The organism is Leifsonia shinshuensis, assembly GCF_013410375.1.
In the GTDB taxonomy this organism is placed as follows: Bacteria; Actinomycetota; Actinomycetes; order Actinomycetales; family Microbacteriaceae; genus Leifsonia; species Leifsonia shinshuensis.
In genome coordinates, this window is the sequence record NZ_JACCFL010000001.1 from 518,922 (window position 1) to 543,513 (window position 24,592).

The window sequence follows — 24,592 nt, forward strand, 5'->3', positions numbered from 1 at the left end:
TGGGCGGCTCCTCGGTTCCGGTGGATCTGATCCGTCATCATCTCACGCGGGGCCGCCCGCGCCGGTGCGCTCAGGCCTCCTGCCTGGCGCGGAACGCCACCATGTTCATCCGGTTGCCGCAGCGCACGCTGCAGAAGCGCTTGGAGCCGTTGCGCGACAGGTCGAGGAGGAGGCCGTCGCAGTCGTCGGCCGCGCAGCTGCGCAGCCGGTCGTTCTCGTTCGAGCGGATCACGTCGACGAGCGCGAGCGCGATCTCGACCCGGATCCGCTCGGCCAGGGGCGCCTCCAGGGAGGTGGCGTGCAGGTGCCAGTCGAAGCCGTCGTGGCGCATCAGGTAGGGGGAGGCGTGGGCGTCGGCGAGCATGGCGTTCACCTCGGCCACTGCGGCGTCGCGCTCCATCGTCCAGGCCCTGCGCAGGCGGTCCCGGGTCTCGTGCACCTGCTGCAGCTCCGCCTCGTCGCCGTCGATGCGTCCCGAGTACTGGTTCTCGTGCAGCAGCGCGACGAGCTGGGTCGGGGTGGCGAGCTCGTCCTCCCCGCTGCGGGAGGCCGTGGGGACGGTGTTGCAGAGGACCACGGCGAACTGGAGAGCGTCCTCCGTGTCAGGGGCAAAATGCAAGTTGACTCCTTACCGCGCGGGGTACTAGCGTCAGGATCATAACCCACTACGGTCCTGACGCGGCTGCGATCCGCTGATCGGGCCGGACACCCCGCGCACGCAGTCAGGAGGCCTCCGATGGCACTGAGCCAGACGTCCAAGGGCCTCGCCGTCGCGGTCGTCGCCGCCGCATCGTTCGGGCTCTCGGGCGCGTTCATCAAGCCGCTCCTGGAGAGCGGCTGGTCGCCCGCCGCCGCGGTCACCGCGCGCGTGCTGATCGGCGGCGTCGTGCTGGCCCCGTTCGCGATCCTCGCGCTGCGCGGGCGGTGGGCCACGCTGTGGCGCGGGCGCTGGCGGCTGCTCGGGATGGCCCTGATCGGCGTCGCCGGGACGCAGGTGCTCTACTTCGCGGCGATCGAGCGCATCCCGGTCAGCACGGCCATCCTGATCGAGTACCTCGCACCCGTGGTGCTCGTCCTGTTCGTGTGGGCGCGCACCCGGCGCGCGCCGAAGGCGGTCGTGCTGGCCGGCTCCGCCGTCGCGATCGCCGGCCTCCTCCTGGTGGTGTCGCCGGGCGGCGGGAAGTCGCTCGACGTCGTCGGCGTCGCCCTCGCCGTGACGGCGATGCTCGGCTGCGCCGGCTACTACATCATCGCCGCGCGACCGGCCGACGGCCTCCCGCCGGTCGCACTCGCCGCGGGCGGCCTCCTCGCGGGCGGCGTCGCGCTGCTCGCCGTCAGCGCGACCGGCCTGCTCCCGTGGGTGGTGAGCACGCGGGACGTCCAGCTCTTCGGGCACCCGGCGCCGTGGTGGATACCGCTGGCCGTCGTCGGGGTGCTGGCGACGGCGCTCGCCTACGCGTCCGGCATCACCGCCGCCAACATGCTCGGCTCCCGGCTGGGGTCGTTCGCCGGGCTGCTGGAGGTCGTGGCCGCCACGTTCTACGCCTGGCTGCTGCTGGGGGAGTCGCTGAACGCCCTCCAGCTGCTCGGCGGCGCGCTCATCCTCGGCGGGATCGCTCTCGTGCGCGTGGACACCTCGGGTGACGCAGTGCGGGAGGCGCCGGCGCCGGAGGGTCGGCCGCAGCAGTCGGCCGCCCCGGACGAGGCCGCCGCTGTGCCCGGCGCCGGTCCGCTGGCCGCTTCCGGCGCCGCGACCGCGCCCGAGGTCCCGCTCGGCTGACTCGCGTCCGGCGCGCGCGTTCCCGCTAGGATGATCGCGCCCTGTTGCCACGAGGCAAACAGGGGCCGCGTGGCGAACAAGCGCCACGAGGCGAACAGGCGCCACGAGGCGAACGGATGCCCACGGGGCAGACGACCGAGCACACCGGACGACGGAGCGGGGGACGCATGGCGGCTACGCGTCGTGAGGTGGCCGAGGCCGCCGGCGTCTCCGTCCGGACCGTCTCGAACGTCGTCAACGGCTTCGACCACGTCGCGCCCGCGACCCGGGAGCGCGTGCTCGCCGTCATCCGGGAGCTCGAGTACCGGCCGAGTGAGCTCGCCCGCAGCCTCAAGGTCGGCCGGTCCGGTCTCATCGGGCTGATGCTCCCGGAGCTCGACACGGCCTACTTCGCCGAGCTCACCCGGGCGTTCGTCGAGGGCGGCGCCGAGCGCGGCCTCACGGTGGTGGTCGACCAGACCGACGGTGACCGCGAGCGCGAGCTCGCGCTGCTGCGGCGCACGGCCGGCGGCTCGCTCTTCGACGCGCTCGCGCTGAGCCCGCTGGCCCTGCGCGCCGAGGACCTGGACGCGCTCGCGGCCGGCCCCCTGGTGTTCCTCGGCGAGGACGAGTTCCCCGGCTTCGACAAGGTGATGATCGACAACTTCCGGGCCGCCCGGGAGGCCGTGGAGCATCTGCTGGCGCAGGGTCGCCGCCGGATCGCGGCGATCGGCGCCGAGGCGAGCCACCGCGCGTCGAGCTCCCAGCGCCTCGCGGGCTATCGGGCCGCGATCGCCGCCCACTCCGACCTCGGCCTCCCGGAGATCGTCGAGTACGTCGACGGCTTCCGCCGGCCGGAGGGTGCGGCGGCGATGCGGCGACTGCTCGACAGCGGGCAGCGGTTCGACGCGATCTTCTGCTTCTCCGACGCCCTCGCGCTCGGCGCGCTGCGCACGCTCCACGAGGCCGGGGTCGCGGTCCCGGACCAGGTCGCGGTCGTCGGCTGGGACGACATCGAGGACGGCCGCTTCTCGATCCCCTCCCTCACCACGGTGAGCCCGGACAAGCAGTGGCTGGCCGAGACGGCGCTCGACCGCATCGTGCGGCGGCTCGCCGGTGAGGAGCTGGCGCCGGAGGTGCTGGTGGGGCCGCATCGCCTCGTCGTGCGGGAGAGCGCGCCAACGCTGCCCGGCGCGGAACCGGCCGGTTCCGCCGCCGGCTGACCCGGGGGCGACACGGCGCAGACCGCGAGCGGACACATTTTCCGCGCGGTGTTTGCATCGAGGCAATGTATCGCGCTAGCATCCTGATCGTGTCATTTGCATCGAGGGAAATTGAACAGGGCGGCGACGCTCCCGCTGCGCAGGCCGTGCCGCGCCCGGAATACCCGCGTCCGCAGTTCGTGCGCGACCGCTGGCTGAACCTCAACGGCGTGTGGAGCTTCGGCTTCGGCGGCGACCAGGCGGCGCCGTCGCGCTGGGAGCTCGACCGCGACATCCTCGTCCCGTTCGCCCCCGAGTCGGAGCGCTCCGGCATCGGCGACACCGGCTTCCACCCCGCGGTGCGCTATCAGCGCACCGTCGAGCTGCCGGCCGACTGGGCCGGCGACCGGATCCTGCTCCACTTCGGCGCCGTCGACTTCGACACCACGGTGTGGGTCGGGGACGTCGAGGTCGGCCGCCACCGCGGCGGGTTCACCTCGTTCAGCTTCGACATCACGGAGGCCGCGGCGGTCGCCTCCGCCGCGGACGGCTCCTTCGTGCTGTCGGTCCTCGCCGAGGACGACACCGTGGCCATCCAGGCCAGGGGCAAGCAGTCGCGCCGCCCGGAGAACTACGAGGCGTTCTACACGCGCACGACCGGCATCTGGCAGACGGTCTGGCTGGAGCCGGTCGCCGCCGCCCGCTTCGGCCGCCCGGTGATCCGCCCCGACCTCCCGTCGTCGTCGTTCGCGGTCGAGCTCGACGTCGTCGCCCCCGCCGCCGGGCTCACCGCCCGGGTCGAGCTCCTCGACGCGGACGGACTCGTCGCCGCCGCGACCGCGGCGGTGACCGCCCAGCTGACGCCCGTGGTCACGCTCCCCGTCCCCGCCGACCGGCTCCGCACCTGGTCGCCGGAGGACCCGCACCTCTACCGGGTCCGCTTCACGCTCCTGCGCGGCGAGACGGTGCTCGACGAGCTCGACAGCTACGCCGGGATGCGCTCGATCGCCATCGACGGCCGCCGCGTCCTGCTCAACGGCCGCCCGGTCTTCCAGCGGCTGGTGCTCGACCAGGGCTACTGGCCGGACACCCTCATGACGGCGCCCAGCGACGACGCCCTCGTGGCCGACATCGAGCTCGGCCTGGCCGCCGGCTTCAACGGCGCCCGCCTGCACCAGAAGGTGTTCGAGGAGCGCTACCTCTTCCACGCCGACCGGCTCGGCTACCTGGTCTGGGGCGAGTTCGCCGACTGGGGCGCCAAGGTCGGCCCTGGCGGCCCGCAGGAGCCGACCGTGTCCTTCGTCGCCGAGTGGGTGGAGGCGCTCACCCGCGACCTCTCGCATCCGTCGATCGTCGGCTGGTGCCCGCTCAACGAGACCTACCAGCCGATCACGGACCGGCTCACCATCCTCGACGACGCCACGAAGGCGCTCTACACGGTCACCAAGGCCATCGACCCCACCCGGCCGGTGATCGACGCGTCCGGCTACTCGCACCGGGTCCCCGCCGCGGACATCTACGACTCGCACCTGTACGAGCAGGACCCCGAGGTGTTCGCCACGCTCATGGGCGGCCTCGCCGACGGCCGCCCCTACGTCAACACCGCCCCCGACGGGACCGAGTGGTCGGTCCCGTACGCCGGGCAGCCGTACTTCTGCAGCGAGTTCGGCGGCATCTGGTGGTCGGACACGGACCGCACCGGCGACGAGTCCTGGGGCTACGGCGAGGCGCCGCGCACCCGCGACGAGTGGCTCGACCGCTTCCGCCGGCTCGTCGACGCGCTGCTCGACGACCCGGCGATGTTCGGCTACTGCTTCACCCAGCTCACGGACGTCTTCCAGGAGAAGAACGGCGTGCTCGACTTCCGCCGCGTGCCGAAGTTCGACCTCCGGACCCTGAGGGACATCCAGTCGCGGCCCGCGGCCTACGAGCTCGACGACGTCCGGCCCCTCGAACCCTGAGCGGGCGCGGCAGGCACCATCCGACCCCTGCACCACCCAGCACCGACAACACAATGCACCTCACAAAGGAGTGGACACCCATGCGCAAGAAACTGATCCTCGCCGCGGCCGCCGTCTCGGCGGTGGCGCTGGCGCTCGCCGGCTGCTCGTCGGGAGACGGCTCCAGCAGCGGCAAGGTCACGCTGACCGTCGTCGGCTTCGAGGGCGGCGGCACCGAGCTCGCCGACATCCCCCAGATCAACGCCGACTTCCACAAGAAGTACCCGGACATCACGATCGACTACAAGTACGTCGCCAACGGCGAGTACGACCAGTACAACAACACCCGCCTCGCCGCCGGCACCGCCGCTGACGTCCTGATGACGAACGCGACCCGCGTGCAGCAGTGGCAGAAGCAGGGCTACCTCGCCGACCTCAGCGACCAGTCCTGGGTGAAGCAGCTGCTCCCGAACGTCGCGCCGTTCGGCGCGATCAACGGCAAGACCTACGCGTTCACGCAGCAGAACATCCCGATCGGCCTCTACGCCAACCTCGACATCCTGAAGAAGGCCAGCATCAGCCAGGTCCCGCAGACCTGGCCGGACTTCCTGGACGCGCTGCAGAAGCTGAAGGCCGCCGGCCAGCCCGGCCTGCTGCTCGCCGACCAGGGCGGCTGGACCAGCGAGCAGCTGTCGCTGGCGCTCGCCGCGAACCTGGTCGACCCCACGTGGGGCCAGGGCTACGACGAGGGCAAGACCAACTGGAACCCGTCGTTCGCGCCGGTCTTCGACCACATCAAGCAGCTGCTGACCTCCGGTGACGTCGACGGCAAGCTGATGAACGGCATCGAGCCGTTCAACACCGGCAACGCGGACTTCGCCGCCGGCAAGTGGGCGTTCACCATCATGGGCGCGTGGGAGCTGCAGAACTTCCAGCAGAACGCGAAGTTCGACTTCTCGCTCAACCCGTTCCCCGGCGGCGACGCGGGCAGCAGCCCCTACGGCGTGACCTTCGTCGGCTCCGGCTGGGGCGTCAACGCCGCCAGCCAGCACACCGACGCCGCGAAGAAGTACGTCGCGTTCATGGCCGACCCGGCGAACGACAGCCGCTACCTGGCCGCCGAGAACTCCTTCACGACGCTGAAGAACGTGCCGAGCCCGACGATGGAGAAGGCGACCGCCTACGTGGACGCCTTCAACGCCGGCCACTCGCAGGTCTCGCCGATCGAGTACCTGCACTTCCCGACCTACGAGCAGGAGTTCTGGAAGGTCGGCACCTCGCTCTTCAACGACCCGACGCAGTCGACGAGCGCGCTCCTCAAGCAGCTCGACCAGACGATCCCGAAGACGAAGTAGGCACCGCGGACCCGTCGCCCGCGTCCCGGCCGGGGAGTGCGCTCGCCTCCCCGGCCGGGCATCCACGCACCACCGCACCCGCACCACCGCACCCGCACCACCCAGCCCCCGAAAGGCGATCCCATGCAAATCCGTGGCCGTTCCGCGATGGTGCTGATCGCGCCGGCAGCCCTGATCTTCGCCGTGTTCGTGATCTACCCGCTCATCCGCGGCGTGCAGCTCAGCTTCACCGACGCCATCGGGCCGAGCGGCGGGAACTTCGTCGGGCTGAAGAACTACCTGCACGCGCTGTCCGACCCGACCGTGCTGCACGCGCTCGGCAACACCATCGTCTACACGATCGTGGTCGTCATCGTGCAGAACGGCCTCGCCCTCCTGGTCGCCTTCTGGCTGTTCAAGCTGGAGCGCGTGCGCAACTTCGTCCGCGCGGGCCTGCTGCTCCCCGCGATGATGGCGTTCGTCGCCGTCGGCTACCTGTGGTCGTACATGTACTCCCCGCTCGGAGGACCGATCGACGACGTCATGAACGCCCTCGGCCTGCACTGGCTCGAGCCGATCTGGCTGGGCGACCCGCACACGGCGCTGATGTCGATCGCCGCCATCTACATCTGGATGTTCCTCGGCTACACGGCGACGATCTACCTCGCCAACTACCTGGCGATCGACCCGGCCCTGATCGAGGCCGCGAACCTGGACGGCGCCGCGGGCTGGCGCCGGTTCTGGAGCATCGACTGGCGGCTGCTCGCCCCGTCGTTCACGATCAACATCACGCTCAGCGTCATCGGGTCGCTGCGCGTGTTCGACCTGCCGTTCATCATGACGCAGGGCGCCCCCGAGGACGCGACCCAGACGCTGAGCCTCGTCATCTACAACAACAGCTTCGCGAACTATCAGTTCGCCTACGGCACGACGCTCGCCGTCCTGCTGCTCATCCTCACGATCGTCGTGGGGGTCACGCAGGCGACGCTGCTGCGCCGACGGGAGGCCGACCTCGCATGACCGCACTCATCAGCCAGGAGACCGAGGCCGCCCGCGACGGCGGCGTCACGCCCGCGGGTCCCGCGTCGCGCGCCCCGCGCTTCCGGTCCCGTCGCTTCCGCGCGCGAGCGTCGACGGTCATCGCCTCCGTCGTCCTGATCGCCTTCACGGCCGTCGTCCTCACGCCGATCTGGGTGCTCGTGATGGTGTCGCTGCACCACGGGAACACCTCCCCGTCGAACCCGTTCGCGCTCCCGGCGCCGATCGACTTCCAGAACTACATCAACGCGTTCCAGAACATGCACTACCTGCGCAGTGTCGGGAACACGCTCATCATCACCCTCGCGACCGCAGTCATCACGGTCTTCGCGGCCTCCCTGGCGGCCTGGGCGATCGTGCGGCACACGCGGCGCTGGACGCGCACGCTGTACCAGATCTTCGTCTCCGGCCTCACGATCCCGATCTTCGTGGTGCTCACGCCGCTGTACGAAGTGATGCAGAAGCTCCACCTGCTGGACAGCTACATCGGCATCGTGCTCGCGTACACGGCGACGATCATGCCGTTCGCCGTGTTCTTCTTCGCCGGCTTCCTGCGCACCGTGCCGCCGGAACTGGAGGAGGCCGCGGCCGTCGACGGCGCCGGGCTCATCCGCACCTACTGGAAGATCGTCTTCCCGCTGCTGCGCCCGGCGACGGCGACGCTCGCGATCTTCGTCATCCTGCAGGTCTGGAACGACCTCATCCTGCCGCTCGTGCTGCTGTCCTCCGACGACAAGCAGACCGTCACGCTCGCCGTCTACGCGACGATCGGGACGCACACGATGAGCCCGGAGCAGCTGCTGCCGACGCTCGTGCTCGGCGTGCTCCCGCTGTTCATCGTGTTCCTCGCGCTGCAGCGCTACGTCGTCGCGGGGATCGCCGTGGGAGCCGGGAAGTAGGGCGTCCGTCAGCCGATGACGCGCGCCCTCCCGGCGAAACCGCCGACGACCACCAGCAGCACCTGCAGCACGATGACCACCGCGAGCGCCGGCGTCCACGACCCGGTCGCGTCGTGGAGCGCGCCGACTGCGATCGGACCGGCGGCCGCGAAGCCGTAGCCGACGGTCTGGGCCATGCCGGAGAGCGCGGCTGCCTGCGAGTGATGGGTGGTGCGGAGGCCGAAGAACGACAGTGCGAGCACGATGCTCGCACCTCCCGCGACACCGGTCAGGCTCGTCCAGACGCCGGACAGCTGCGGGGCGATCAGGATGCCGGTCGCGGAGACCACGATCAGCGCCGGCGCGATCATGGCGAGGAGGCGCTGATCGCGGAAGCGCGGTATGAGGAACGAGCAGCCGATGCTGCCGAGGATCCCGAAGCCGTTGAGGAACAGCTGGTGGAGGCCGGCCTCCCCCGCGCCGACGCCGGCTGACGTCTCGATCGACGGCAGCCAGGTGATGAACACGTAGAACCCCACCGACTGCATCCCCATGAACGCGGTCACCTGCCAGCCGAGCGCCGACCGCCACGGAGAGCGCCAGCGCGTGCCGTGCAGGTCCTGTGCGCTGACGCTGACGTCGTCCTGACCGCGGGCGACGACGGTGCGACGGCGGAGCTGCGGCGCGAGGACGGCGAGCGCGACGACCGCGAGCACCGCCCACATCCCGAGCGGCAGCCGCCAGCCGAGCGCCGACATCCCTGCGACCGGGACGGCGACGCCGGCCGCCAGCGCAGCGAAGATCGACTGGACGGCCGAGTACGACCCGGTGATCTGGCCGATCCTGGTCGGGAAGTCGCGCTTCACCAGAGCGGGAAGCACCACGTTGAGGACGGCGATCGCCACGCCGATGAGTGCGGTGCCGCCCCACAGCAGGACGGCGCCGGGCAGTGACCGCAGCACGAGTCCGACCGCCAGCCCGATCAGACCGAGCCCCAGCGCCCACTCGAGGCCGACGCGGCGCGCCAGGCGCGGCGCGAGCGGGGAGACGACGGCGAACGCCAGCAGCGGCAGGCTCACCAGCACCGACGCCTCGACGGAGCTCAGCCCGAGGTCGCGCTCGATGTCGGCTAGCACCGGGCCGACCGTCGTGATCCCGGCGCGCAGGTTGCCGGCCACCAACAGCAGGCCGACGAGGACGAGCGTGGGGCTGAGGATGCGCGCCGTCGTGGCGGGCGCGGAGAGGGTGCGGTCGTCCACGCTCATCGGGTGGCTCCGGGCTTGCCGTCCGCGTCCCCCGCCGGGAGGTGGATGCCCTGCTTCTCATTGACCAGCCGCACCGCGTGCGCGGCCGCGGCCTCCGCCGCGACCGGGTCGCCCGCGATGACAGCGCGGGCGATGGCGGCGTGGGCGTCGTCGATGTCGGTCAGGCCCTCGCCTCCGCCCCCCGCCTCGTCGCCGGACCGCAGCGCCAGCAGCGCCTGCTCGTTGCCGCCGACCCCGCGGTAGAGCTCGGCGAGCAGTGCGTTGCCGGAGGCCTCCAGCAGGATGCGGTGGAACTCGATGTCCGCCTCGTCGTACCCGGCGCGGCCGATCTGCTCGGTGCGCGCCGTGAGTGCGGCCTCCAGCCGACCGGCCTGCTCGGGCGTGCGGCGGAGCGCGGCGAGGCGCGCGCACTCCCGCTCCAGCAGCAGCCGCACCTCTGCGACGTCGGCGGCGCGCTCGTGGTCGAGCCGTCGTGCCAGTGTGGGCGCGACCTCGTTGGTCGCGCGGACGAACGTCCCGTAGCCGGCGCGGGCGCCGATGAGCCCGACGTGCACGAGCGAGCGCAGCGCCTCTCGCACGCTGTTGCGGCTGACGCCCAGCTCCTGCGTCAGCTCGGCCTCGGTCGGGAGGAGGGAGCCGACCGGGAACTCGCCGTCCGCGATGCGGCGGCGCAGCTGGTCGGCCACCTGTTCGGCGATGGTCACGTTCGGGGCGATGCGGGTCACCCCAGAAGCGTACTCATCCAAATAGCCAAATGTCCAACAAATGAAACCATCAGCGCGTACTGCGCCCGCATCGCTCGGCGGCGCTCACGCGCCCGTCGGCGACAGTGCGTCCAGTGCGGCCACGTCCTCCGGGCTCAGCTCGAAGTCCAGCTGGGCGTTCTCCGCGATCCGGCGCGGTGTCGTCGACTTCGGAAGCGGGAGGACGTCCTTCTGCAGCAGGTAGCGCAGGCTCACCTGCGCGCCGGTCTTGCCGTACTTCTCCGCGATCAGGTCGATGTCCTCGTTCCCGATCAGCCGCCCGGTCGCCAGCGGCGAGTAGCCCTCGACGAGGATGCCGCGCTCCTGGCAGTACGCCGTCGTCTCGGGCTGGGTGTGCCCGACGTACCAGCGGATCTGGTCCGCGTGCGGCACCACGCTCGTCCCGCCGATCAGCGACTCCAAGTCCGCGACGACGAAGTTGCTCACCCCGATGGCGCGCGTGCGGCCGGCTTCGTAGAGCTCCTCGAACACCTTCCAGACCTCGATGTTGCCGGCGCGGTGGTCGCTGCCCTGGTGGTTCCACGGCCACGGCGCGTGGATCAGGTAGAGGTCGATCGGCCCGAGATCCAGCAGCGCGGTCGACCGTTCGAACGCGTGCCGGGCGCCCGCGGCGTCCTTCACCTCGGCGGGGCACTTGGTGGTGATGAACACCTCCTCGCGCGGGATGCCGCTGTCCCGCACCGCCCGTCCGACGCTCGCCTCGTTGCCGTAGGCGCGCGCCGTGTCGATGTGCCGGTAGCCGACGTCGAGCGCCGTGCGCACCGAGTCGTAGGTGAGCGGGCCATTCGGGATCTGCCAGGTGCCGAACCCGACTTTCGGGATCTCGACGCCGTTGGACAGGGCGAACGTGTCGGTGAGCACGGACATGGGGGTTCCTCTCGACGGGTCGGGACGCGGCTCATGGTAGCCCCCGCAGGACGCACCGCGAGGGGTGCGTCGTTGCCGACGCCTGCGGGTCGTCGGTATCGTTCGCCTCATGTCGACCGAGGCGCACCGACCGAAGACCCGCCGGACCCCGAACCTCGCGATCACCGTGCTGGTGACCATCTACGTCGTCGCGCTGATCAGCGCCGTGGTCCTCTACTTCGTCGGTTTCGCCGTGCGGCCCACCGACGCGGCCGGCGCCACGGACGTGTTCGCCTGGGCCAACCGGCTCGGCGTGCTCGGCGTCTTCGGCGGGATGCTGCACCTCGCGGTGGCCGCGATCCGGCACGTCGTCGAGGACAATGCCCGCTAGGCCCGCCGGGGCGGGCGCACCCCGGTACCCCGTCTGGCCCTAGCGGTGCCGCGGCTTGCGGGGCGGCCGCTCGTCGCGCGCGGCGCGGTCGTCGCGGTCGTAACGCGCCGGTCGGTCGTCGCGTCCGCGGCGCTGCTCCCGCGGTCGCCGCTCCTCCCACTGCCCGCGCTCGCGCCGGGCGCCCGCGCCGCGGTCCGGCCGGATCTCGATCAGCTTCCCGCTGATCCGCGTGCCCTCGAGCCGGGACAGCGTGTCCGCCGGGAGGTCCGCCGGCAGCTCCACCAGCGAGAAGTCCGGCATGATCCGGATGTGGCCGAAGTCCTCGCGGCTGAGGCCGCCCTCGTTGGCGAGCGCTCCGACGATCTGGCGCGGCTCCACCTTCTGCCGCTTGCCGACCTCGATCCGGTACGCCGCCATCGGCTTGTCGCTGCGCTCCCGTCGCGGGCCCCGTTCGCTCCGCTCGCCGCGGCCGCCGCGGTCGTCGCGCGTGCCGGAGCGCGTGTCGCGCCCGTCCCGCTCCACGCTCCGCGCCAGCGCGTCGTCGGCGTCCAGCAGCAGCGGCTCGTCGCCCTGCGCCACCACCGCGAGCGCCGCCGCGACGTCGGCCTCCGGCACGTCGTGGTGCTCGACATAGTGGCCGATGATGTCGCGGAAGCGGGCGATCCGGTCGTCCTGACCCAGCGCCGCGGTGATCGCGTCGTCGAAGCGGGCGAGGCGGGTGACGTTGATGTCGTCCACGCTCGGCAGCTGCATCTGCGTGAGCGGCTGGCGGGTCGCCTTCTCGATGGCCGTGAGCAGCCGGCGCTCGCGCGGGGTGACGAAGCTGATCGCCGCCCCGCTGCGACCCGCGCGACCCGTCCGCCCGATGCGGTGGACGTACGACTCGGTGTCGACCGGGATGTCGAAGTTGACCACGTGGCTGATCCGCTCCACGTCGAGGCCGCGCGCGGCGACGTCCGTGGCCACCAGAATGTCGAGCTTGCCGGACTTGAGCTGGTCGACCGTGCGCTCGCGCTGGGCCTGCGGGACGTCCCCGTTGATCGCCGCAGCCGAGTAGCCGCGGGCGCGCAGCCGCTCGGCCAGCGTCTCGGTCTCGTTCTTGGTGCGGACGAAGATGATCATCCCCTCGAAGTTCTCCACCTCGAGGATGCGGGTGAGCGCGTCCACCTTCTGCGGGTAGGAGACGACCAGGTAGCGCTGGGTGATGTTCGGGGAGGTCGTGGTTTTGGTCTTGACCGTGACCTCTTCCGGGTCGTGCAGGTACTTCTTGGAGATGCGCCGGATCTGGGCGGGCATCGTCGCCGAGAACAGCGCCACCTGCTTGTCGTCCGGGGTGTCGGCGAGGATCGTCTCCACGTCTTCCGCGAAGCCCATCTTGAGCATCTCGTCCGCCTCGTCCAGCACGAGGTAGCGGAGCTCGGACAGGTCGAGCGTGCCCTTGTCGAGGTGGTCCATGATCCGGCCGGGCGTCCCGACGACGATGTGGACGCCGCGCCGGAGGGCGGAGAGCTGCACGCCGTAGCCCTGCCCGCCGTAGACCGGCAGCAGGTGCACGCCGCGCAGATGCGCCGCGTAGCTCTCGAACGCCTCCGCCACCTGGAGCGCCAGCTCACGGGTGGGCGCGAGCACCAGCGCTTGCGGGGTCTTCTGCGACAGGTCCAGCCGGGACAGGATCGGCAGCGCGAACGCCGCCGTCTTGCCGGTGCCGGTCTGGGCGAGCCCGACCACGTCGCGGCCCTCCAGCAGCAGCGGGATCGTCGCCGCCTGGATGGCGGACGGGGTCTCGTAGCCGACATCCTTCAGCGCCTTCAGGACGTGGGGGTCCAGGCCCAGGTCGGAGAAGGTGACCGTGGGTTCGGTGTGGGTCGCGGTCTCGGCGGGGGTCTGGGTCGTGTCGGCGGAGGTCTGGGTCGTGTCGGCGGGGTCGTTCTGGGGCGTGCTCACCCTTGAACGGTAGTCGCCACCTCCAGCAACCGCACCTCCGCGCGCGGCGGGACGACCGCGGGATGCGTCCCCGCCATGCGCTCCAGCACCCGGACGACCTGGCAGGAGTAGCCGTATTCGTTGTCGTACCAGACGTACAGGACGAGGTTCGTCCCGTCGGCGATGGTGGCGAGGCCGTCCACGATGCCGGCGCGGTGCGAGCCGACGAAGTCGCTGGACACCACCTCCGGCGACTCGACGTAGTCGATCTGCTGGCGCAGCTTGGAGTGCAGCGACACCCGGCGCAGGTAGTCGTTGACCTGCTCCTTCGTGGCCGGCCGCTCCAGCGTCAGGTTCAGGATCGCGAGGGAGACGTCCGGGGTGGGGACGCGGATGCTGGAGCCGGTGAGCTTGCCCGCGAGCGACGGCAGCGCCTTGGCGACGGCCTTCGCGGCGCCCGTCTCGGTGATGACCATGTTGAGCACCGCCGAGCGGCCGCGCCGGTCGCCCTTGTGGAAGTTGTCGGTGAGGTTCTGGTCGTTGGTGAACGAGTGCACCGTCTCCACGTGCCCGCGCACGATGCCGTAGGCCTCCTCGAGCGCCTTGAGCACGGGCGTGATCGCGTTGGTCGTGCAGGACGCCGCCGAGACGATGAGGTCGTCCGCGCCGATCGTGTCGTCGTTGATGCCGTGCACGATGTTCTTGAGCGGCGTCTTCCCCGGCGCCGTCAGCAGGACGCGCGCCACTCCCGGGCTGGCCAGGTGCTGCGCGAGGCCGGCCTCGTCGCGCCAGCGGCCGGTGTTGTCGACCACGATCGCGTCGCGGATGCCGTAGGCGGCGTAGTCCACGCCGGCGGGGTCGTCGGAGTAGATGACCTGGATGCGCGTGCCGTTGGCGATGAGCACGTCGTGCTCGGCGTCGACCGTGACCGAGCCGGGGAACGGGCCGTGCACGGAGTCGCGCGCGAGGAGGCTGGCGCGCTTGTCGAGGTCGTTGTCCGACCCGCGGCGCACGACGATCGCCCGCAGGCGCAGCCCGTTGCCGTTGCCGGCGTGGTTGATGAGGATGCGCGCGAGCAGCCGGCCGATGCGGCCGAACCCGTAGAGCACGACGTCGGTCGGCCCCGCCGCGTAGGTGGGGTGGGCCTGGTCGAGCTCGGCCCGCACCCGCTCTGCCACCTCCGCGTCGCCGAGCCCGCGCAGCGACATGGCGAGCCGGCCGACGTCGATGGAGGCCGGGGTCGGGGCCATCCCGAGGAGGGCGGTGAGGACGGCCGCGGTCTCCCGCAGCGTCAGCTCCTCGTGCCCGAGCTCCCGCGCGCGATCGTGCACGGAGATGACGCCGGTGGCGGAGAGGTTGATGAGCCGGTGGCCGTGGATGGAGGTGACGACGCCGTGGTCGCGGTAGAGCCGCCCGATCAGCGGGATGAGCTGCTCGGCCTGCACCTCCCGTTCGACCCACGCCGCACGGTGGGACTCGAAGGCGTGGGGGTGGTCGGAGTTGAAGGTGGTCACTCTTGGTACTCAGGGCCCTTCCGCGCCGGATGGACGCGTCTGCTCGTGTGCGGAGATCGCCCGCATGGGAACCGTATCGGGCGAACGGAGGTTCTTCGCGCCAGATCGGGGTGAAAGAATCGCGGTTCTTTCGCACCCGGCAAGAAGCGGCGGCGCCTGCCGGTGGACGCAGTTCTCCGTAGCCCGTTCTCTGAGAGTCCTCGAAGACTGCACCAGGACGGTCGGTGCACGGTCGTATCGTGTCGGGCAGGTGCGTTGGGGGCGCCGGGCGAGCACGATCATGGACCTTCGGGCGCGGATTCTGTCGGTCAGCTACGACGTCGAGGGCGTCGCAGGGACGGACGCGCGCATCTCCGCCATCGCGGAGTCGCTGGACGCGCTCCTGCCGGCCGAGCACTCCGGCTGGGCGGACGTCGGGACGGCGCCGGGCGACGTCACGCTGGTCGCACGGTACGGGCCGGAGCGGCCGGTCATCGTGGACGCGCTGAAGCGCACAGCCGACGTGCACCCGATGATGCTGGCCCTCCGGCGGCGCCCGCTGTCGGTGGACCCGATCCGCATGAGCGACCAGATCGAGCTCCGGGCGTGGCGGCGGCACGAGGTCTACTCGGAGCTGTTCCGGCTGATGGGCACGACCTACCAGCTCGTGCTCCCCGTGCAGCCGCTCGGCGCCGGCCGGATGCGGGCGTGGGTGTTCAACCGCGCGCACGCCGACTTCGGGGACGACGAGCTCGACCTCGCCCGCCGCCTGCAGCCGCTCCTGGCCGCGGTCGACCGGGTCGCGGTCGCCCAGGACCAGGGCGGAGGCCCGCCGCCGCCGGTCGCGCGGGCGGGGCTCACCGTGCGAGAGGCGGAGATCCTCGGCATGCTCGGCTCGGGGATGACCGCCACCTCCATCGCGTACGTGTCGCGGGTCAGCCCGCGCACCGTCCAGAAGCACATCGAGCACATCTACGCGAAGCTCGGAGTGCACGACCGGGTCTCCGCCGCTCTGCTCGCCGCCGACCGGGCCGTCCGTCCGTAGTTCTGCGTATGGCACCGTCCTCTCCGGATCGGGCACGATCGCAGCGATCGGGGGTGCGCGATGCTCATCCAGGCGGCCGCGGGCGTGGTCGTCGCGGTGTCCCTCCTGGCGATGCCGGCGGCGGGGTCGGGCCATGCCGCCGGGCCGGGCGGGCTCGGCACGGGCCGCTCCGTCGTGTCGGCGCAGCCCGTCCCGGTCGACCCGTTCCAGCGCGCCGGGGCGCATCCGATCCGTTACACGCCGCCCCGCTGACCGAAGGAGACTCCCAATGTCCGTGATCGTCATGATGAAGATCCCCGCCGACACCGACGTGTTCCGGCGGTCGCTCGAGGAGCGCGCCGACGAGTACCGCTCGCTCATGGAGCAGGCCAAGGCGGCGGGCGGCATCCACCACCAGTACATCGTGGGCGACGGCTTCGGGGTGCTCCTGGACGAGTGGGAGACGGTGGAGGCGTTCCAGGCCTTCTTCGCCCAGCCCGCCATCCAGGAGTTCACGGCCGCCGTCGGCGGCGACACCAGCGTCCCGGCGGAGGTGACCGTCGGGGTCGCTGTGGACTCGCCGGACAAGTACTGAGGCGCGGTCAGACCCCGCCGCCTCCGCCGCCGCCCCCTCCGCCGCCGGAGAAGCCGCCGCCTCCGGTGCCGCCCGACGACGAGCTGCTCGCCATCGTCGTGCTGGAGGAGATCCCGCTCACCATCTGCGAGAGCACCGCGGCCGAGAAGGCGGTCTGGCCCGAGTACCAGGTAGGAGCCTCGCCGGTCTGCTCGTAGAACCTCCCGAGCTCCGCCAGCCACTTCTTCTCGTCGCCGAACAGCACGGCCCAGGGCAGCAGCCGTTCCGTGAGCCGCAGCATCTCGCGCGGGTCGTCCACGGCGACCGGGACCCGCTCCGCTCCCTGCGGCGATTGCAGGTAGCGGATCCGGTCCGCCTCGGCGAGGCGCACGTACATCCGCAGCCCGTCCACGTACTCGCGGAGGGCCGTGCCGGTGCTGGTCAGCGGGGAGCGGGACACCAGGGCGGCGGAGGCGATGAAGAGGAGGATCGAGCCGATGAGGATCGCGAAGGGGATCGCGCCTCCGTACACGCCGACGATGCAGAGCACTGAGCCGGCCGCCGCGAGCGCCGTCCCGACGAGGCCGGTGAGCACCACCGCCCTGACCGGGCCGCGCGGGCCGGAGGTGCGGTAGCCGTACCCGGTGGCGTCCGCGTGCACCCGCTTGAGGAGGGCCGCGATGGCGCGTGCCACCCGCGAGTTGGAGGAGCCGAGCGCCAGCGTGCTGCCGGGGACGACGGACTCCCCGAACAGCGCCTGCAGGAACTGCAGCTCGTCCGCGGTCGGGTGCGGGTCGCGCAGCGCCTGGCGGCCGATCGCCTCCGTCGAGACGAGCTCGAGGGTGTAGGAGGGCTTGCCGAGGAATCCCTTGGACTCCAGCACGCGCACCCGGCCCGACACCGCGAGGTCCAGCGTCTGCGCCGCGACCGCCTTCTTGGTGTCGCCGGCCAGGTCCGCCGAGAGCAGCAGCCCCTCCTTCGGCGGCACGTACTCGGGGACGATGATGCCGCGGCCGGGGGCGTCGCGCAGCAGCCGCACGCGCACGACGATCGCGGCGACCAGCGCCAGGATGCCGAGCAGCAGCCCGGCGACGGCCGCGAAGCCCCAGCCGGTGTCGAACAGCCCGTCCGCCCGCGGCGTGAAGGTGCCGGGGACGAAGCCGATCGCGAACGTGAGGTTCTCGCCCGGCCCGAGCCGGTCCGCGCTGAACCGGAACCCGTCGCCCGTGCGCTCGACGGTCGCGGCCTGCGTGGAGCCCTGGGCACCGCGGTAGGCGGACGGCTCGCCCTTCAGGGCCTCGGCCAGCCCGGGGCCGAGGCGCACCGTGGCGGTGACGCGGTCGAAGGGTTGCGCCCACGCCGTCCCGTTGGTGTCCCAGTAGAACTCGTCGTTCCGGGTGTCGGCGAAGTACCGCGTGACGTTCGTCTGGCGGTACGTGATGACGTAGGTCTGCTCGCCGTGCACGAACCCGGGCGCCGCGATCGTGAGGGTGCGGATCCCGTGGTCGGACGCGCTGGTGTACGCGCGCGGCGTGCCGTGCTGGTCCGTCACCGACACCACCTGAAGGTCGGTCGGATGGCCGTCGTAGTCCTCGACCAGCTGCCGCCGGATGCCGTGGTTCTGGTCGGTCTCGGGGAACCGCGCGACCAGCGTCTCGACCGTGGTGAGCGTCGAATGGCCTCCCGCGTCGCGCCCCAGGCGGTAGTCGCCGTCGAAGCTCGCGAAGGTGAAGTCCTGGACCCCGGAGGGTGCGGCGCCGGCGGGTGCGGCGCCGGCAGGTGCGGCGGGCGCCTGCGCGGGCTGGGCCGACGCGGGCGCGGCGCCGACGCCGGCCAGGGCGCCTCCCGCCAGAATGAGCGAGGACAGGCCGACGGCGATCGCCGCCATCCTCACGACCGCACCGCCCGGCCACCGGTTCCGACCGCGCACCCCGCCCGCCCCTCGTCGATTCTCGAAGCTCCTCCAGCCGTCGCCTCGCGAAGGAGACGAGGAACCGGCCGGAGACCTCGATCGTAGCCGGGTCCCGTCCAGCGCGGAGGAACCGCAGACGACCTTCCGGACATTCCAGAGCATGAACGAGCCGCAGACCGACGAATGGCTTCTCCAGCGAGCCATCGACGGTGACGGGGATGCCTTCGCGGACCTCTTCCGCCGTCACCGCGACCGGCTCTTCCGTCACGTCCTGCGTCTGGTCGCCGCACCGGCGGACGCCGAGGACATCGTCGGGCTGGCGTTCGCCGAAGCGTGGCGGAAGCGCCGATCGGTCACCTTCATCGACGCCTCCCTCCTGCCGTGGCTGCTCGTGACCGGCGCCAATCTCGCGCGCAACAGCTCCCGTGCGCGACGTCGGCACGACGCGCTGCTCGCGAGACTGCCGCAACCGGCCGTCGTCCCCGATCCGGCCATCGAGGTCGTGGACCGTGTCCACGGGTCCGAGGTCTCCGCCCGGGTGCGCGAGTCGTTCGACCGGCTGTCGGAGCGGGACAGGCAGATCCTCAGCCTCTGCGTGCTCGAGGAGCTCAGCACGGCGGACGCCGCGGCGATCCTCCGCGTCCCCGCCGGCACGGTCAAATCCCGGCTTTCGCGCGCACGCCGGCGCCTCGCCGACCTCATCACCCACGACGGCGGTCTCGAAGAGCTGAGGAGCCTGCGATGACGGACAGCGTCCAGTTCGATGGAGCGCGCAGCCGCGCGCTCGAGCAAGCGCTCGCCGACCGGGTCCGCTTCGACAGCAGCGGCCCGCAGGTCAGAGCCCGGCGCCGGAGGCTCGTCCTCACGACCGCACTCATCGCCGGCGCCGCGATCGTGGGTGTCGGCGCGTCCGCTGCCGTCATCGGGGCGCCGGGCTGGATCGCGCTGCCCGGCACGCACCCGGGCGCTCCCTCGTACGGATCGATCCCCGCGTGGCCACGCAACGCGAACGGTCAGACCTACGGACAGCAGGGTTCCAGTCCCGTCGCACCCGACCTCATCGAGGTCGAGGGCGAGGACGCGAACGGGAAACCGGTCACCGGGTACGTGCTGAGCTCGCAGCTCGCGGAGGCAGAGTTCGGCGGACCGGAACCCACCTCCCCGGCCCAGGCGCTCGAACAGCAGCGGGAGCGCCTGCGGAAGTACCCGGACGGCCAGTGGCTCCCGGTCTACCGGAGCGATGGCGTCACCCGGGTGGGCCGTTTCCTGGTCGGCCCCGGAACCTGATCCGCCCGCCCGCCGAATTCGATGGAACCGACCGGCCGCCACCGGACATTACAGTGTGACGTCGTCATTCAGGGGGGCTTCATCCGGCCGCGACGACGTCGAGGGCCGCGCGTCGATCCGGGGGGACTGGACGCGCGGCCCCTGTCCTCCCGGCTACCGGCCGCGCGCGTCGCTATCCCGCCGTCGGGACGGCTGCGACAGCTCCGGGCGGCGAGAGCCCGACGACGGGGTAGATCACGCCGAACCCCGCTTCGAGGCCGCCGATCAGTGCGGCACGACCGTGGCCTCCGCTCGGGAGCGCGTGCAGTGTCGCGTCCATGCCGGCGGCCTGCGCCGCCGTCGTGAGCTTCCGGGCGACGCCGTAGTAGTGCGGGTCGTCCGTGCTGGCGGTGAAGACGGCGGTCATGCCGGGGAGGTGTCTCGCCGCGAGGAGGGCGAGCGGCTTCTGGCCGTCGTAGGCGGCCTGGTCGTGGCCGAAGAGGTCAGCGAGCGCCTTCTTCGGGTTCGTCGAGCCGGGGAACTCCTCGCCGGAGACGTCGATGATCGACGTGAAGAGGTCCGGCCGTTTCACGCCGATCGAAAGGGCGCACTGGCCGCCGTTCGAATAGCCCGCGATCGCCCAGAAGCGGTGGTCGGCCGTGACGTTCAGCTGGGTGCGGATCCAGGCCGGGACGTCCTCGGTGAGGTAGCGGTAGACCTTCCCGTACCGTCGGGAGTCCACGCAGCCGGTGTCGGCGATGCCCGGCCCGAGCTGGTCGGCGACCACCACGATCGGCGCGAGGCCGTGGTGGGCGCGCGCGAACCGGTCGAGGACCGACGCGATCGGTCCCGGATCCGGGTTGCCGGGCTGGCCCATCAGCATCACCACGACGGGGAGGGCAGGCGGGTTCGCGGTGCGCGCGGCCGGCGGCAGGTACAGCCCGGCCGGGCGGGCGCGGAAGCCGCTGGCGGTGGGCGGGATGTCCGCCGTCCCCGTCTCCCCGGCCTCCGGCATCCCCGCCGGTGGCCTCCACCTCGCCCACAGGTCGGCGACGGCCGGCGTGGTGCCGTGCGCCGCCGGCGGCGCCAGCCGGAGCGGGTGCGGGACGACGATGTTGAGCAGGTTGCCGACCGTGCGGTTCACACCGAAGGCCGCGTTGATCCCGAGCACGCCGCAGCAGAGGAAGACCACGACAGCGGACGTGGCCACGATCCGCCGCCACCAGCGCACCCGGAACAGCGACACCGCCGCCACCGCGACCGCCGCGCAGGTCGCCGCGAGCCAGAGATAGGCCGCCCTGCCGAGCGACCCTCCGAACAGGTCCAGCCAGCGCACGCAGACCAGCCACAGCAGCACGGCGACCGCCCCGCCGCCCACGGCCGCGACGGCCGCGGCGGTCAGCCACGACCGGGTGGGCGCCCGCACGAGGAGCGCCACGAGCGCGACGACGCCGAGAGCGTAGACGACGCCGCGCACCGGACCGTCGAGGATGTCGACCTCGAGGAGCGCCGTCACCACGCGGATCGACGGACTCCGGCGCGCGACTGCATGCCGCCGAGGCGCATCAGGTGGCGCACCCGGAGCGACGGCACGTAGGTCTGCGCGAGGGCGGGGCCGATCCGCGGCAGTTGGGTGTGCTGCGGGTAGACCATCCAGAGCGGGCGCGTCTCCGGAGCGAACTTCTCCTTGAACCGGCGCAGCGTGACGAAGCCGTAGGCGGGCTCCAGGATCCGCTCCAGGGTGGCGGAGAGGCGGGAGAGGGCGGTGCGCCGGGCGTCGTGCGGCGCCAGCGGCGTGCCGGACAGGCTGACCTCGTGGAGGCCGTCGTCCTTCGCGCGCAGGATGGTCGAGACGATCAGGAACTCCATCGTGCCGGGCATCGCGTCCTGACCCCGGCGCATCACGTCCAGCGTCCACGAGAACGGCCGCCCGCCCCGGGTGACCGGCAGCCAGCTGGTCACGCCGTGGACGCGGCCCGCGCCGTCGACGGCGATCATCAGCCGGGTGCGCGGGTCCGCGAGCTCGTCCAGGCCGCCCAGGGTGAAGGTCATCTCGGGCAGCGCCTTCGTCGACTGCCAGCTCGTGCAGATCTCGGCGACCTGCCGGCTGAGCTCGTCGGGCAGGTCGGCGAAGCGGCCCCAGCGGGCCTCCACGCCCTCGCGCCCGGCGCGGTTCAGCGCGGTGCGGAGGTCCTGGCGGCGCTTGCCGGAGAGGCTGAAGCCGTCCAGCGGGACCACGGCCTCCACCCCGACCGGCGTGCGCACCCAGCCGAGTCCGGCGGCGTGGTCCGCGACCGCGTCGTGGACGCTGTAGAACACCGGGACCCAGCCCTGCCCCTCGCAGAACACCGCGAAGTCGCGGAGCGTCCCCGCCGTCCGCTCGGGGGCGCAGATCGGGTCGGAAACGGTGAACGCGACCCCGCGGCTGACCCGGTAGGCGACCGCCGCGCCGTCGTCGGAGAACCACACCGAGTTGCCCGCCCAGGTGGACATGTGCGTGAGCGAGCCGCCGCCGGCCTGCGCGACCGCGCGGTCCAGGCGGTCGAGGTCGTCCGTCGTCGCCGGACGGGCCTTCTTCCGCAGCAGCACGCGCGCGCAGCCGGCGAGGACCACCGCGATGACCGCGGGGAGCAGCGAGACCGCGAAGACCGTGATCTCCCAGTCGATCTCGTCCGGGGTGAGGCCGGCCCACTGGAAGCCGTCGTCGTCGGCGATCGCCTGGACGGCCGTGACCGTCAGGACGATCGCGACCGTCAGCAGGATGCCGATCGCGGACGCGAGAGCGAGCCGCCGGCCGCTCAGCACCAGGAGCGCGCTGCCGATGAGCGCAACGCCCACGGCGACCGTCGCCGGCGGGTCGAGCGTGAACGAGAGGGAGGCGGAGATCCCGTTGGCGTCCGGCGCGACGAAGGTGGTGACGACGCTGGCGCCGGCGAGGATGAGCACCGCGCTGGTGATCCGCCGCAGCCGGGCCCGGGTGGAGGTGCCCCACGTCCACCCGTCGTCGCCGCGCAGGCCGATCGAGCCCGCGACGATGCCGAAGGCGGCGGCCAGGACGCGGGCGACATCCGCCGCGTGGCCGTTCGCGAGCAGGAGCACGACGGCCGCGCCGACCGTGAACCAGCGCACCGAGGTGCGGGCCACTGGCCGCAGTCGCGCGCTCGCCGCACCCAGCAGGGCGACCGTCGCGATCGACGACGCCCAGAGCGGATGCTGCAGCGCGTCGATCGAGAACGAGTCGCCGAGCCGGGAGCCGAGGGTGAGAGCGCCCCAGGCCGCGAGCAGCGCCGCCGCCGAGCTCACCGCTCCGGCCAGCAGGGCGGTGAACGTGCCGAGCAGCCGTTCCGCCAGCGCCATCGCGGCGACGAAGGCCAGCCAGAAGCCGACGCCGATCCACGGCGCGGGGAAGGCCGGCTCGTTCAGGGTCTGCAGGTGCAGGATCAGCGCCCCGGACGCGAAGATCGCGGCCGCGACGGTCGCGGGGAACTGCGGCAGGGCTCGGGCGAAGCGGGTCAGGACGGGTCTCACCAGTCCACGCTCGCAGGGGCGCGCCGCCGGCGGATCAGCCGGGCGGGGGGATCCGCCACCCGATCGGCTGGTCCGGGGTCCGCCTCGAGGATGACCGGGTGCCGCGGTTCGGGTGACGCGGTCCCGCGGTCCGGGCGGCGCCGGGGCCCGGGCGCCGCCGGGCTCTCCGGCGGCAGCTGGGGACGACCGCCGGAGAGCCGGTGCCGGGATTCGGTAGGCGGAGCGGTGGATCGCCCGAGGACCCCTCGCACCGCCCCCCACTGTCGCAGCCACGCGGGCCGCCGCGGACCCCCGGCCGTCGGGGGATGCCAACCGATCGGCGGGTGCCGGCGCCGGGGCCGGCCTTCGAGCATGGAGGGACCGCGACGTACGGACGGACGCCGCGCGAGACCCGGAAGGACACACCGATGGACGCGAACGACGTCAAGCTGATCTCCGACCTGGCGGAGAGCATCCGCCAGGCGTCGCCGGTGCAGAAGGAGCGCCAGGCCGCCGAGCTGATCACCCATCTGATCGCCTCCCAGCCGGACGCCGTCTACTTCCTGGTGCAGACGGTGCTCGTGCAGCGCGAGGCGCTCGCCGCCGGAGCGGCCTCCGCGCAGGGCGGTTCGGCTTCCGGCCCGGCCCCAGCCTCCGGCTCACAGGGGCGCGGGCTGTTCGGCCTGCTCGGAGGGCGACAGCAGCAGGCGCAGCCTTCGCAGCAGGTCCAGGCCCAGCCGTCCGGCGGCGTATCTTTCCTCCGATCGGCGGCGGCCGGCGCCGCCGGTGTCGCCGGTGGGATCCTGCTCGCGCAGGGCATCGGCGGTCTCTTCCACGACGCCTCCGCGGCCGACCACGACGCCGACCGGGACGACTCCGGGTGGGAGGACGACGGGTACTGGGATGAGGCGTAAGCGGCTCGCCGCGGTGATCGCGGGCGCGCTCGCCGCGGCGCTCCTCCTGTCCGGCTGCGTCCCCGTCGCGAGAGACGCCGATGCGGCCGCCGCCGAAACCGCCGCCGACGGGATCATCGTGCCGACCCTCACGGTCGACGGCGTGCGCCTCCACCCTGTTGCGTACCGGTACCGCCTGCCCGGCGGGACCCGCCGGAGCGTCCGGGACGCGCACTCGGATCCGCTGGTGCGCGCGCCGAAGACCGGAGTTCTGCGCGCCCGGCTGGTCAGCGGCTACACCGCGAACGGCCTGTACGCCGGCACCTTCTCCGCGCTCGACAGGAAGGGCCGGCCGGTCGACGGCGGCGACCAGTACGACTGCGTCGCAGGCGGCCGCTGCACACTCTCGACGCGTGCGGGGAGCGCGACCATCGAACTCCCGGCGGGCGCGCGCACCCGGCTGGTGATCGTCCGGTCGACCTTCGACCTGCCGGACTCCGGGGTCCTCGAAGCGGTCTGGCGGTTCCGGCTCGGGCGCGGCTGAGCCGGTGGGTCGGTGAGCCGGTGAGACGCTCCGCCGGTC

Annotated in this window: 23 protein-coding genes; 14 read left to right on the plus strand and 9 right to left on the minus strand. The window is 72.2% G+C overall.

Features of this window, described 5'->3' with window-relative positions:
* Positions 1-70: 70 nt before the first annotated feature.
* On the minus strand, positions 71-619 hold the full coding sequence (locus HNR13_RS02625; protein WP_179604310.1) for a CGNR zinc finger domain-containing protein: 549 nt from the start codon (positions 617-619) through the stop codon (positions 71-73).
* 117 nt (positions 620-736) lie between these two features.
* Here HNR13_RS02625 and HNR13_RS02630 point away from each other — a divergent pair, with 117 nt between their 5' ends.
* From HNR13_RS02630 to HNR13_RS02655, 6 genes are all read left to right on the plus strand, one after another.
* Positions 737-1,780: an EamA family transporter gene (locus HNR13_RS02630; RefSeq protein ID WP_179604311.1), complete on the plus strand. Its 1,044-nt coding sequence runs from the start codon at positions 737-739 to the stop codon at positions 1,778-1,780.
* Between the two features lie 116 nt (positions 1,781-1,896).
* Complete coding sequence (locus tag HNR13_RS02635) at positions 1,897-2,982, plus strand: LacI family DNA-binding transcriptional regulator (RefSeq protein ID WP_246312701.1); 1,086 nt, start codon at positions 1,897-1,899, stop codon at positions 2,980-2,982.
* Positions 2,983-3,071: 89 nt separating this feature from the next.
* Positions 3,072-4,922, plus strand: coding sequence for a glycoside hydrolase family 2 protein (locus HNR13_RS02640; RefSeq protein ID WP_343063422.1), 1,851 nt, complete (start codon positions 3,072-3,074; stop codon positions 4,920-4,922).
* Positions 4,923-5,002: 80 nt separating this feature from the next.
* Positions 5,003-6,256, plus strand: coding sequence for an ABC transporter substrate-binding protein (locus tag HNR13_RS02645; RefSeq protein ID WP_179604313.1), 1,254 nt, complete (start codon positions 5,003-5,005; stop codon positions 6,254-6,256).
* A gap of 123 nt (positions 6,257-6,379) precedes the next feature.
* Positions 6,380-7,255, plus strand: a complete 876-nt coding sequence (locus tag HNR13_RS02650) for a carbohydrate ABC transporter permease (RefSeq protein ID WP_179604314.1) — start codon at positions 6,380-6,382, stop codon at positions 7,253-7,255.
* Complete coding sequence (locus tag HNR13_RS02655) at positions 7,252-8,172, plus strand: carbohydrate ABC transporter permease (RefSeq protein ID WP_179604315.1); 921 nt, start codon at positions 7,252-7,254, stop codon at positions 8,170-8,172. The genes HNR13_RS02650 and HNR13_RS02655 overlap by 4 nt, the downstream gene beginning before the upstream one ends.
* A gap of 8 nt (positions 8,173-8,180) precedes the next feature.
* Here the strand turns inward: HNR13_RS02655 and HNR13_RS02660 are convergent, their stop codons facing one another.
* The 3 genes from HNR13_RS02660 to HNR13_RS02670 form a co-directional block, all read right to left on the minus strand.
* On the minus strand, positions 8,181-9,416 hold the full coding sequence (locus tag HNR13_RS02660; protein WP_179604316.1) for a CynX/NimT family MFS transporter: 1,236 nt from the start codon (positions 9,414-9,416) through the stop codon (positions 8,181-8,183).
* A complete protein-coding gene (locus HNR13_RS02665; protein ID WP_179604317.1) occupies positions 9,413-10,141 on the minus strand; it encodes an FCD domain-containing protein in 729 nt (242 codons plus the stop codon). Before HNR13_RS02665 ends, HNR13_RS02660 begins: the two co-directional genes overlap by 4 nt.
* An 84-nt stretch (positions 10,142-10,225) precedes the next feature.
* A complete protein-coding gene (locus HNR13_RS02670) occupies positions 10,226-11,047 on the minus strand; it encodes an aldo/keto reductase (RefSeq protein WP_179604318.1) in 822 nt (273 codons plus the stop codon).
* A 109-nt stretch (positions 11,048-11,156) separates the two neighbouring features.
* Between HNR13_RS02670 and HNR13_RS02675 the strand changes: the two genes are divergently transcribed.
* Complete coding sequence (locus HNR13_RS02675; protein ID WP_179604319.1) at positions 11,157-11,417, plus strand: hypothetical protein; 261 nt, start codon at positions 11,157-11,159, stop codon at positions 11,415-11,417.
* Positions 11,418-11,456: 39 nt separating this feature from the next.
* On the opposite strand, the gene HNR13_RS02680 is transcribed toward HNR13_RS02675, so the two are convergent.
* Together HNR13_RS02680 and HNR13_RS02685 are read right to left on the minus strand one after the other, a co-directional pair.
* Positions 11,457-13,361 carry a DEAD/DEAH box helicase gene (locus HNR13_RS02680; RefSeq protein ID WP_179604320.1) on the minus strand — a complete coding sequence of 635 codons (1,905 nt, stop codon included), beginning with the start codon at positions 13,359-13,361 and terminating at the stop codon, positions 11,457-11,459.
* A complete protein-coding gene (locus tag HNR13_RS02685; protein ID WP_179604321.1) occupies positions 13,358-14,854 on the minus strand; it encodes a glyceraldehyde-3-phosphate dehydrogenase in 1,497 nt (498 codons plus the stop codon). The genes HNR13_RS02680 and HNR13_RS02685 overlap by 4 nt, the downstream gene beginning before the upstream one ends.
* Before the next feature lie 280 nt (positions 14,855-15,134).
* Between HNR13_RS02685 and HNR13_RS02690 the strand changes: the two genes are divergently transcribed.
* The 3 genes from HNR13_RS02690 to HNR13_RS02700 are packed head-to-tail and all read left to right on the plus strand — an operon-like array spanning position 15,135 to position 16,452.
* A complete protein-coding gene (locus HNR13_RS02690; protein ID WP_179604322.1) occupies positions 15,135-15,878 on the plus strand; it encodes a response regulator transcription factor in 744 nt (247 codons plus the stop codon).
* A 60-nt stretch (positions 15,879-15,938) separates the two neighbouring features.
* Complete coding sequence (locus HNR13_RS02695; RefSeq protein WP_179604323.1) at positions 15,939-16,130, plus strand: hypothetical protein; 192 nt, start codon at positions 15,939-15,941, stop codon at positions 16,128-16,130.
* Positions 16,131-16,146: 16 nt separating this feature from the next.
* A complete protein-coding gene (locus tag HNR13_RS02700; RefSeq protein WP_179604324.1) occupies positions 16,147-16,452 on the plus strand; it encodes a hypothetical protein in 306 nt (101 codons plus the stop codon).
* 7 nt (positions 16,453-16,459) lie between these two features.
* Here the strand turns inward: HNR13_RS02700 and HNR13_RS02705 are convergent, their stop codons facing one another.
* Entirely contained in the window at positions 16,460-18,361 is a 1,902-nt protein-coding gene (locus HNR13_RS02705; protein WP_179604325.1) for a DUF2207 domain-containing protein, read from the minus strand.
* A gap of 142 nt (positions 18,362-18,503) precedes the next feature.
* Between HNR13_RS02705 and HNR13_RS02710 the strand changes: the two genes are divergently transcribed.
* Together HNR13_RS02710 and HNR13_RS02715 are read left to right on the plus strand one after the other, a co-directional pair.
* Positions 18,504-19,088, plus strand: coding sequence for an RNA polymerase sigma factor (locus HNR13_RS02710; RefSeq protein ID WP_179604326.1), 585 nt, complete (start codon positions 18,504-18,506; stop codon positions 19,086-19,088).
* Positions 19,085-19,630: a hypothetical protein gene (locus tag HNR13_RS02715; RefSeq protein ID WP_179604327.1), complete on the plus strand. Its 546-nt coding sequence runs from the start codon at positions 19,085-19,087 to the stop codon at positions 19,628-19,630. Before HNR13_RS02710 ends, HNR13_RS02715 begins: the two co-directional genes overlap by 4 nt.
* 172 nt (positions 19,631-19,802) lie before the next feature.
* On the opposite strand, the gene HNR13_RS21965 is transcribed toward HNR13_RS02715, so the two are convergent.
* Both HNR13_RS21965 and HNR13_RS21805 read right to left on the minus strand, forming a co-directional pair.
* Positions 19,803-21,125 (minus strand): alpha/beta hydrolase, encoded by a 1,323-nt coding sequence (locus HNR13_RS21965; protein WP_343063423.1) that lies wholly within the window; start codon positions 21,123-21,125, stop codon positions 19,803-19,805.
* Complete coding sequence (locus HNR13_RS21805; RefSeq protein ID WP_179604329.1) at positions 21,122-23,137, minus strand: phosphatidylglycerol lysyltransferase domain-containing protein; 2,016 nt, start codon at positions 23,135-23,137, stop codon at positions 21,122-21,124. Before HNR13_RS21805 ends, HNR13_RS21965 begins: the two co-directional genes overlap by 4 nt.
* A 407-nt stretch (positions 23,138-23,544) precedes the next feature.
* Here HNR13_RS21805 and HNR13_RS02730 point away from each other — a divergent pair, with 407 nt between their 5' ends.
* Together HNR13_RS02730 and HNR13_RS02735 are read left to right on the plus strand one after the other, a co-directional pair.
* On the plus strand, positions 23,545-24,030 hold the full coding sequence (locus HNR13_RS02730; RefSeq protein WP_179604330.1) for a DUF2076 family protein: 486 nt from the start codon (positions 23,545-23,547) through the stop codon (positions 24,028-24,030).
* The gene (locus HNR13_RS02735) at positions 24,020-24,553 is read left to right on the plus strand and encodes a hypothetical protein (RefSeq protein ID WP_179604331.1); all 534 of its coding nucleotides are present in this window, start codon (positions 24,020-24,022) and stop codon (positions 24,551-24,553) included. The genes HNR13_RS02730 and HNR13_RS02735 overlap by 11 nt, the downstream gene beginning before the upstream one ends.
* Positions 24,554-24,592: the final 39 nt, after the last annotated feature.

What these genes read in the sequence shown, in the direction of transcription:
- HNR13_RS02630 (WP_179604311.1), top strand. Translation starts at nt 737, where the DNA reads ATGGCACTGAGCCAGACGTCCAAGGGCCTCGCCGTCGCGGTCGTCGCC.
- HNR13_RS02635 (WP_246312701.1), top strand. Translation starts at nt 1,897, where the DNA reads ATGCCCACGGGGCAGACGACCGAGCACACCGGACGACGGAGCGGGGGA.
- HNR13_RS02645 (WP_179604313.1), top strand. Translation starts at nt 5,003, where the DNA reads ATGCGCAAGAAACTGATCCTCGCCGCGGCCGCCGTCTCGGCGGTGGCG.
- HNR13_RS02650 (WP_179604314.1), top strand. Translation starts at nt 6,380, where the DNA reads ATGCAAATCCGTGGCCGTTCCGCGATGGTGCTGATCGCGCCGGCAGCC.
- HNR13_RS02655 (WP_179604315.1), top strand. Translation starts at nt 7,252, where the DNA reads ATGACCGCACTCATCAGCCAGGAGACCGAGGCCGCCCGCGACGGCGGC.
- HNR13_RS02660 (WP_179604316.1), bottom strand. Translation starts at nt 9,416, where the DNA reads ATGAGCGTGGACGACCGCACCCTCTCCGCGCCCGCCACGACGGCGCGC.
- HNR13_RS02670 (WP_179604318.1), bottom strand. Translation starts at nt 11,047, where the DNA reads ATGTCCGTGCTCACCGACACGTTCGCCCTGTCCAACGGCGTCGAGATC.
- HNR13_RS02675 (WP_179604319.1), top strand. Translation starts at nt 11,157, where the DNA reads ATGTCGACCGAGGCGCACCGACCGAAGACCCGCCGGACCCCGAACCTC.
- HNR13_RS02690 (WP_179604322.1), top strand. Translation starts at nt 15,135, where the DNA reads ATGGACCTTCGGGCGCGGATTCTGTCGGTCAGCTACGACGTCGAGGGC.
- HNR13_RS02695 (WP_179604323.1), top strand. Translation starts at nt 15,939, where the DNA reads ATGCTCATCCAGGCGGCCGCGGGCGTGGTCGTCGCGGTGTCCCTCCTG.
- HNR13_RS02700 (WP_179604324.1), top strand. Translation starts at nt 16,147, where the DNA reads ATGTCCGTGATCGTCATGATGAAGATCCCCGCCGACACCGACGTGTTC.
- HNR13_RS02710 (WP_179604326.1), top strand. Translation starts at nt 18,504, where the DNA reads ATGAACGAGCCGCAGACCGACGAATGGCTTCTCCAGCGAGCCATCGAC.
- HNR13_RS02715 (WP_179604327.1), top strand. Translation starts at nt 19,085, where the DNA reads ATGACGGACAGCGTCCAGTTCGATGGAGCGCGCAGCCGCGCGCTCGAG.
- HNR13_RS02730 (WP_179604330.1), top strand. Translation starts at nt 23,545, where the DNA reads ATGGACGCGAACGACGTCAAGCTGATCTCCGACCTGGCGGAGAGCATC.
- HNR13_RS02735 (WP_179604331.1), top strand. Translation starts at nt 24,020, where the DNA reads ATGAGGCGTAAGCGGCTCGCCGCGGTGATCGCGGGCGCGCTCGCCGCG.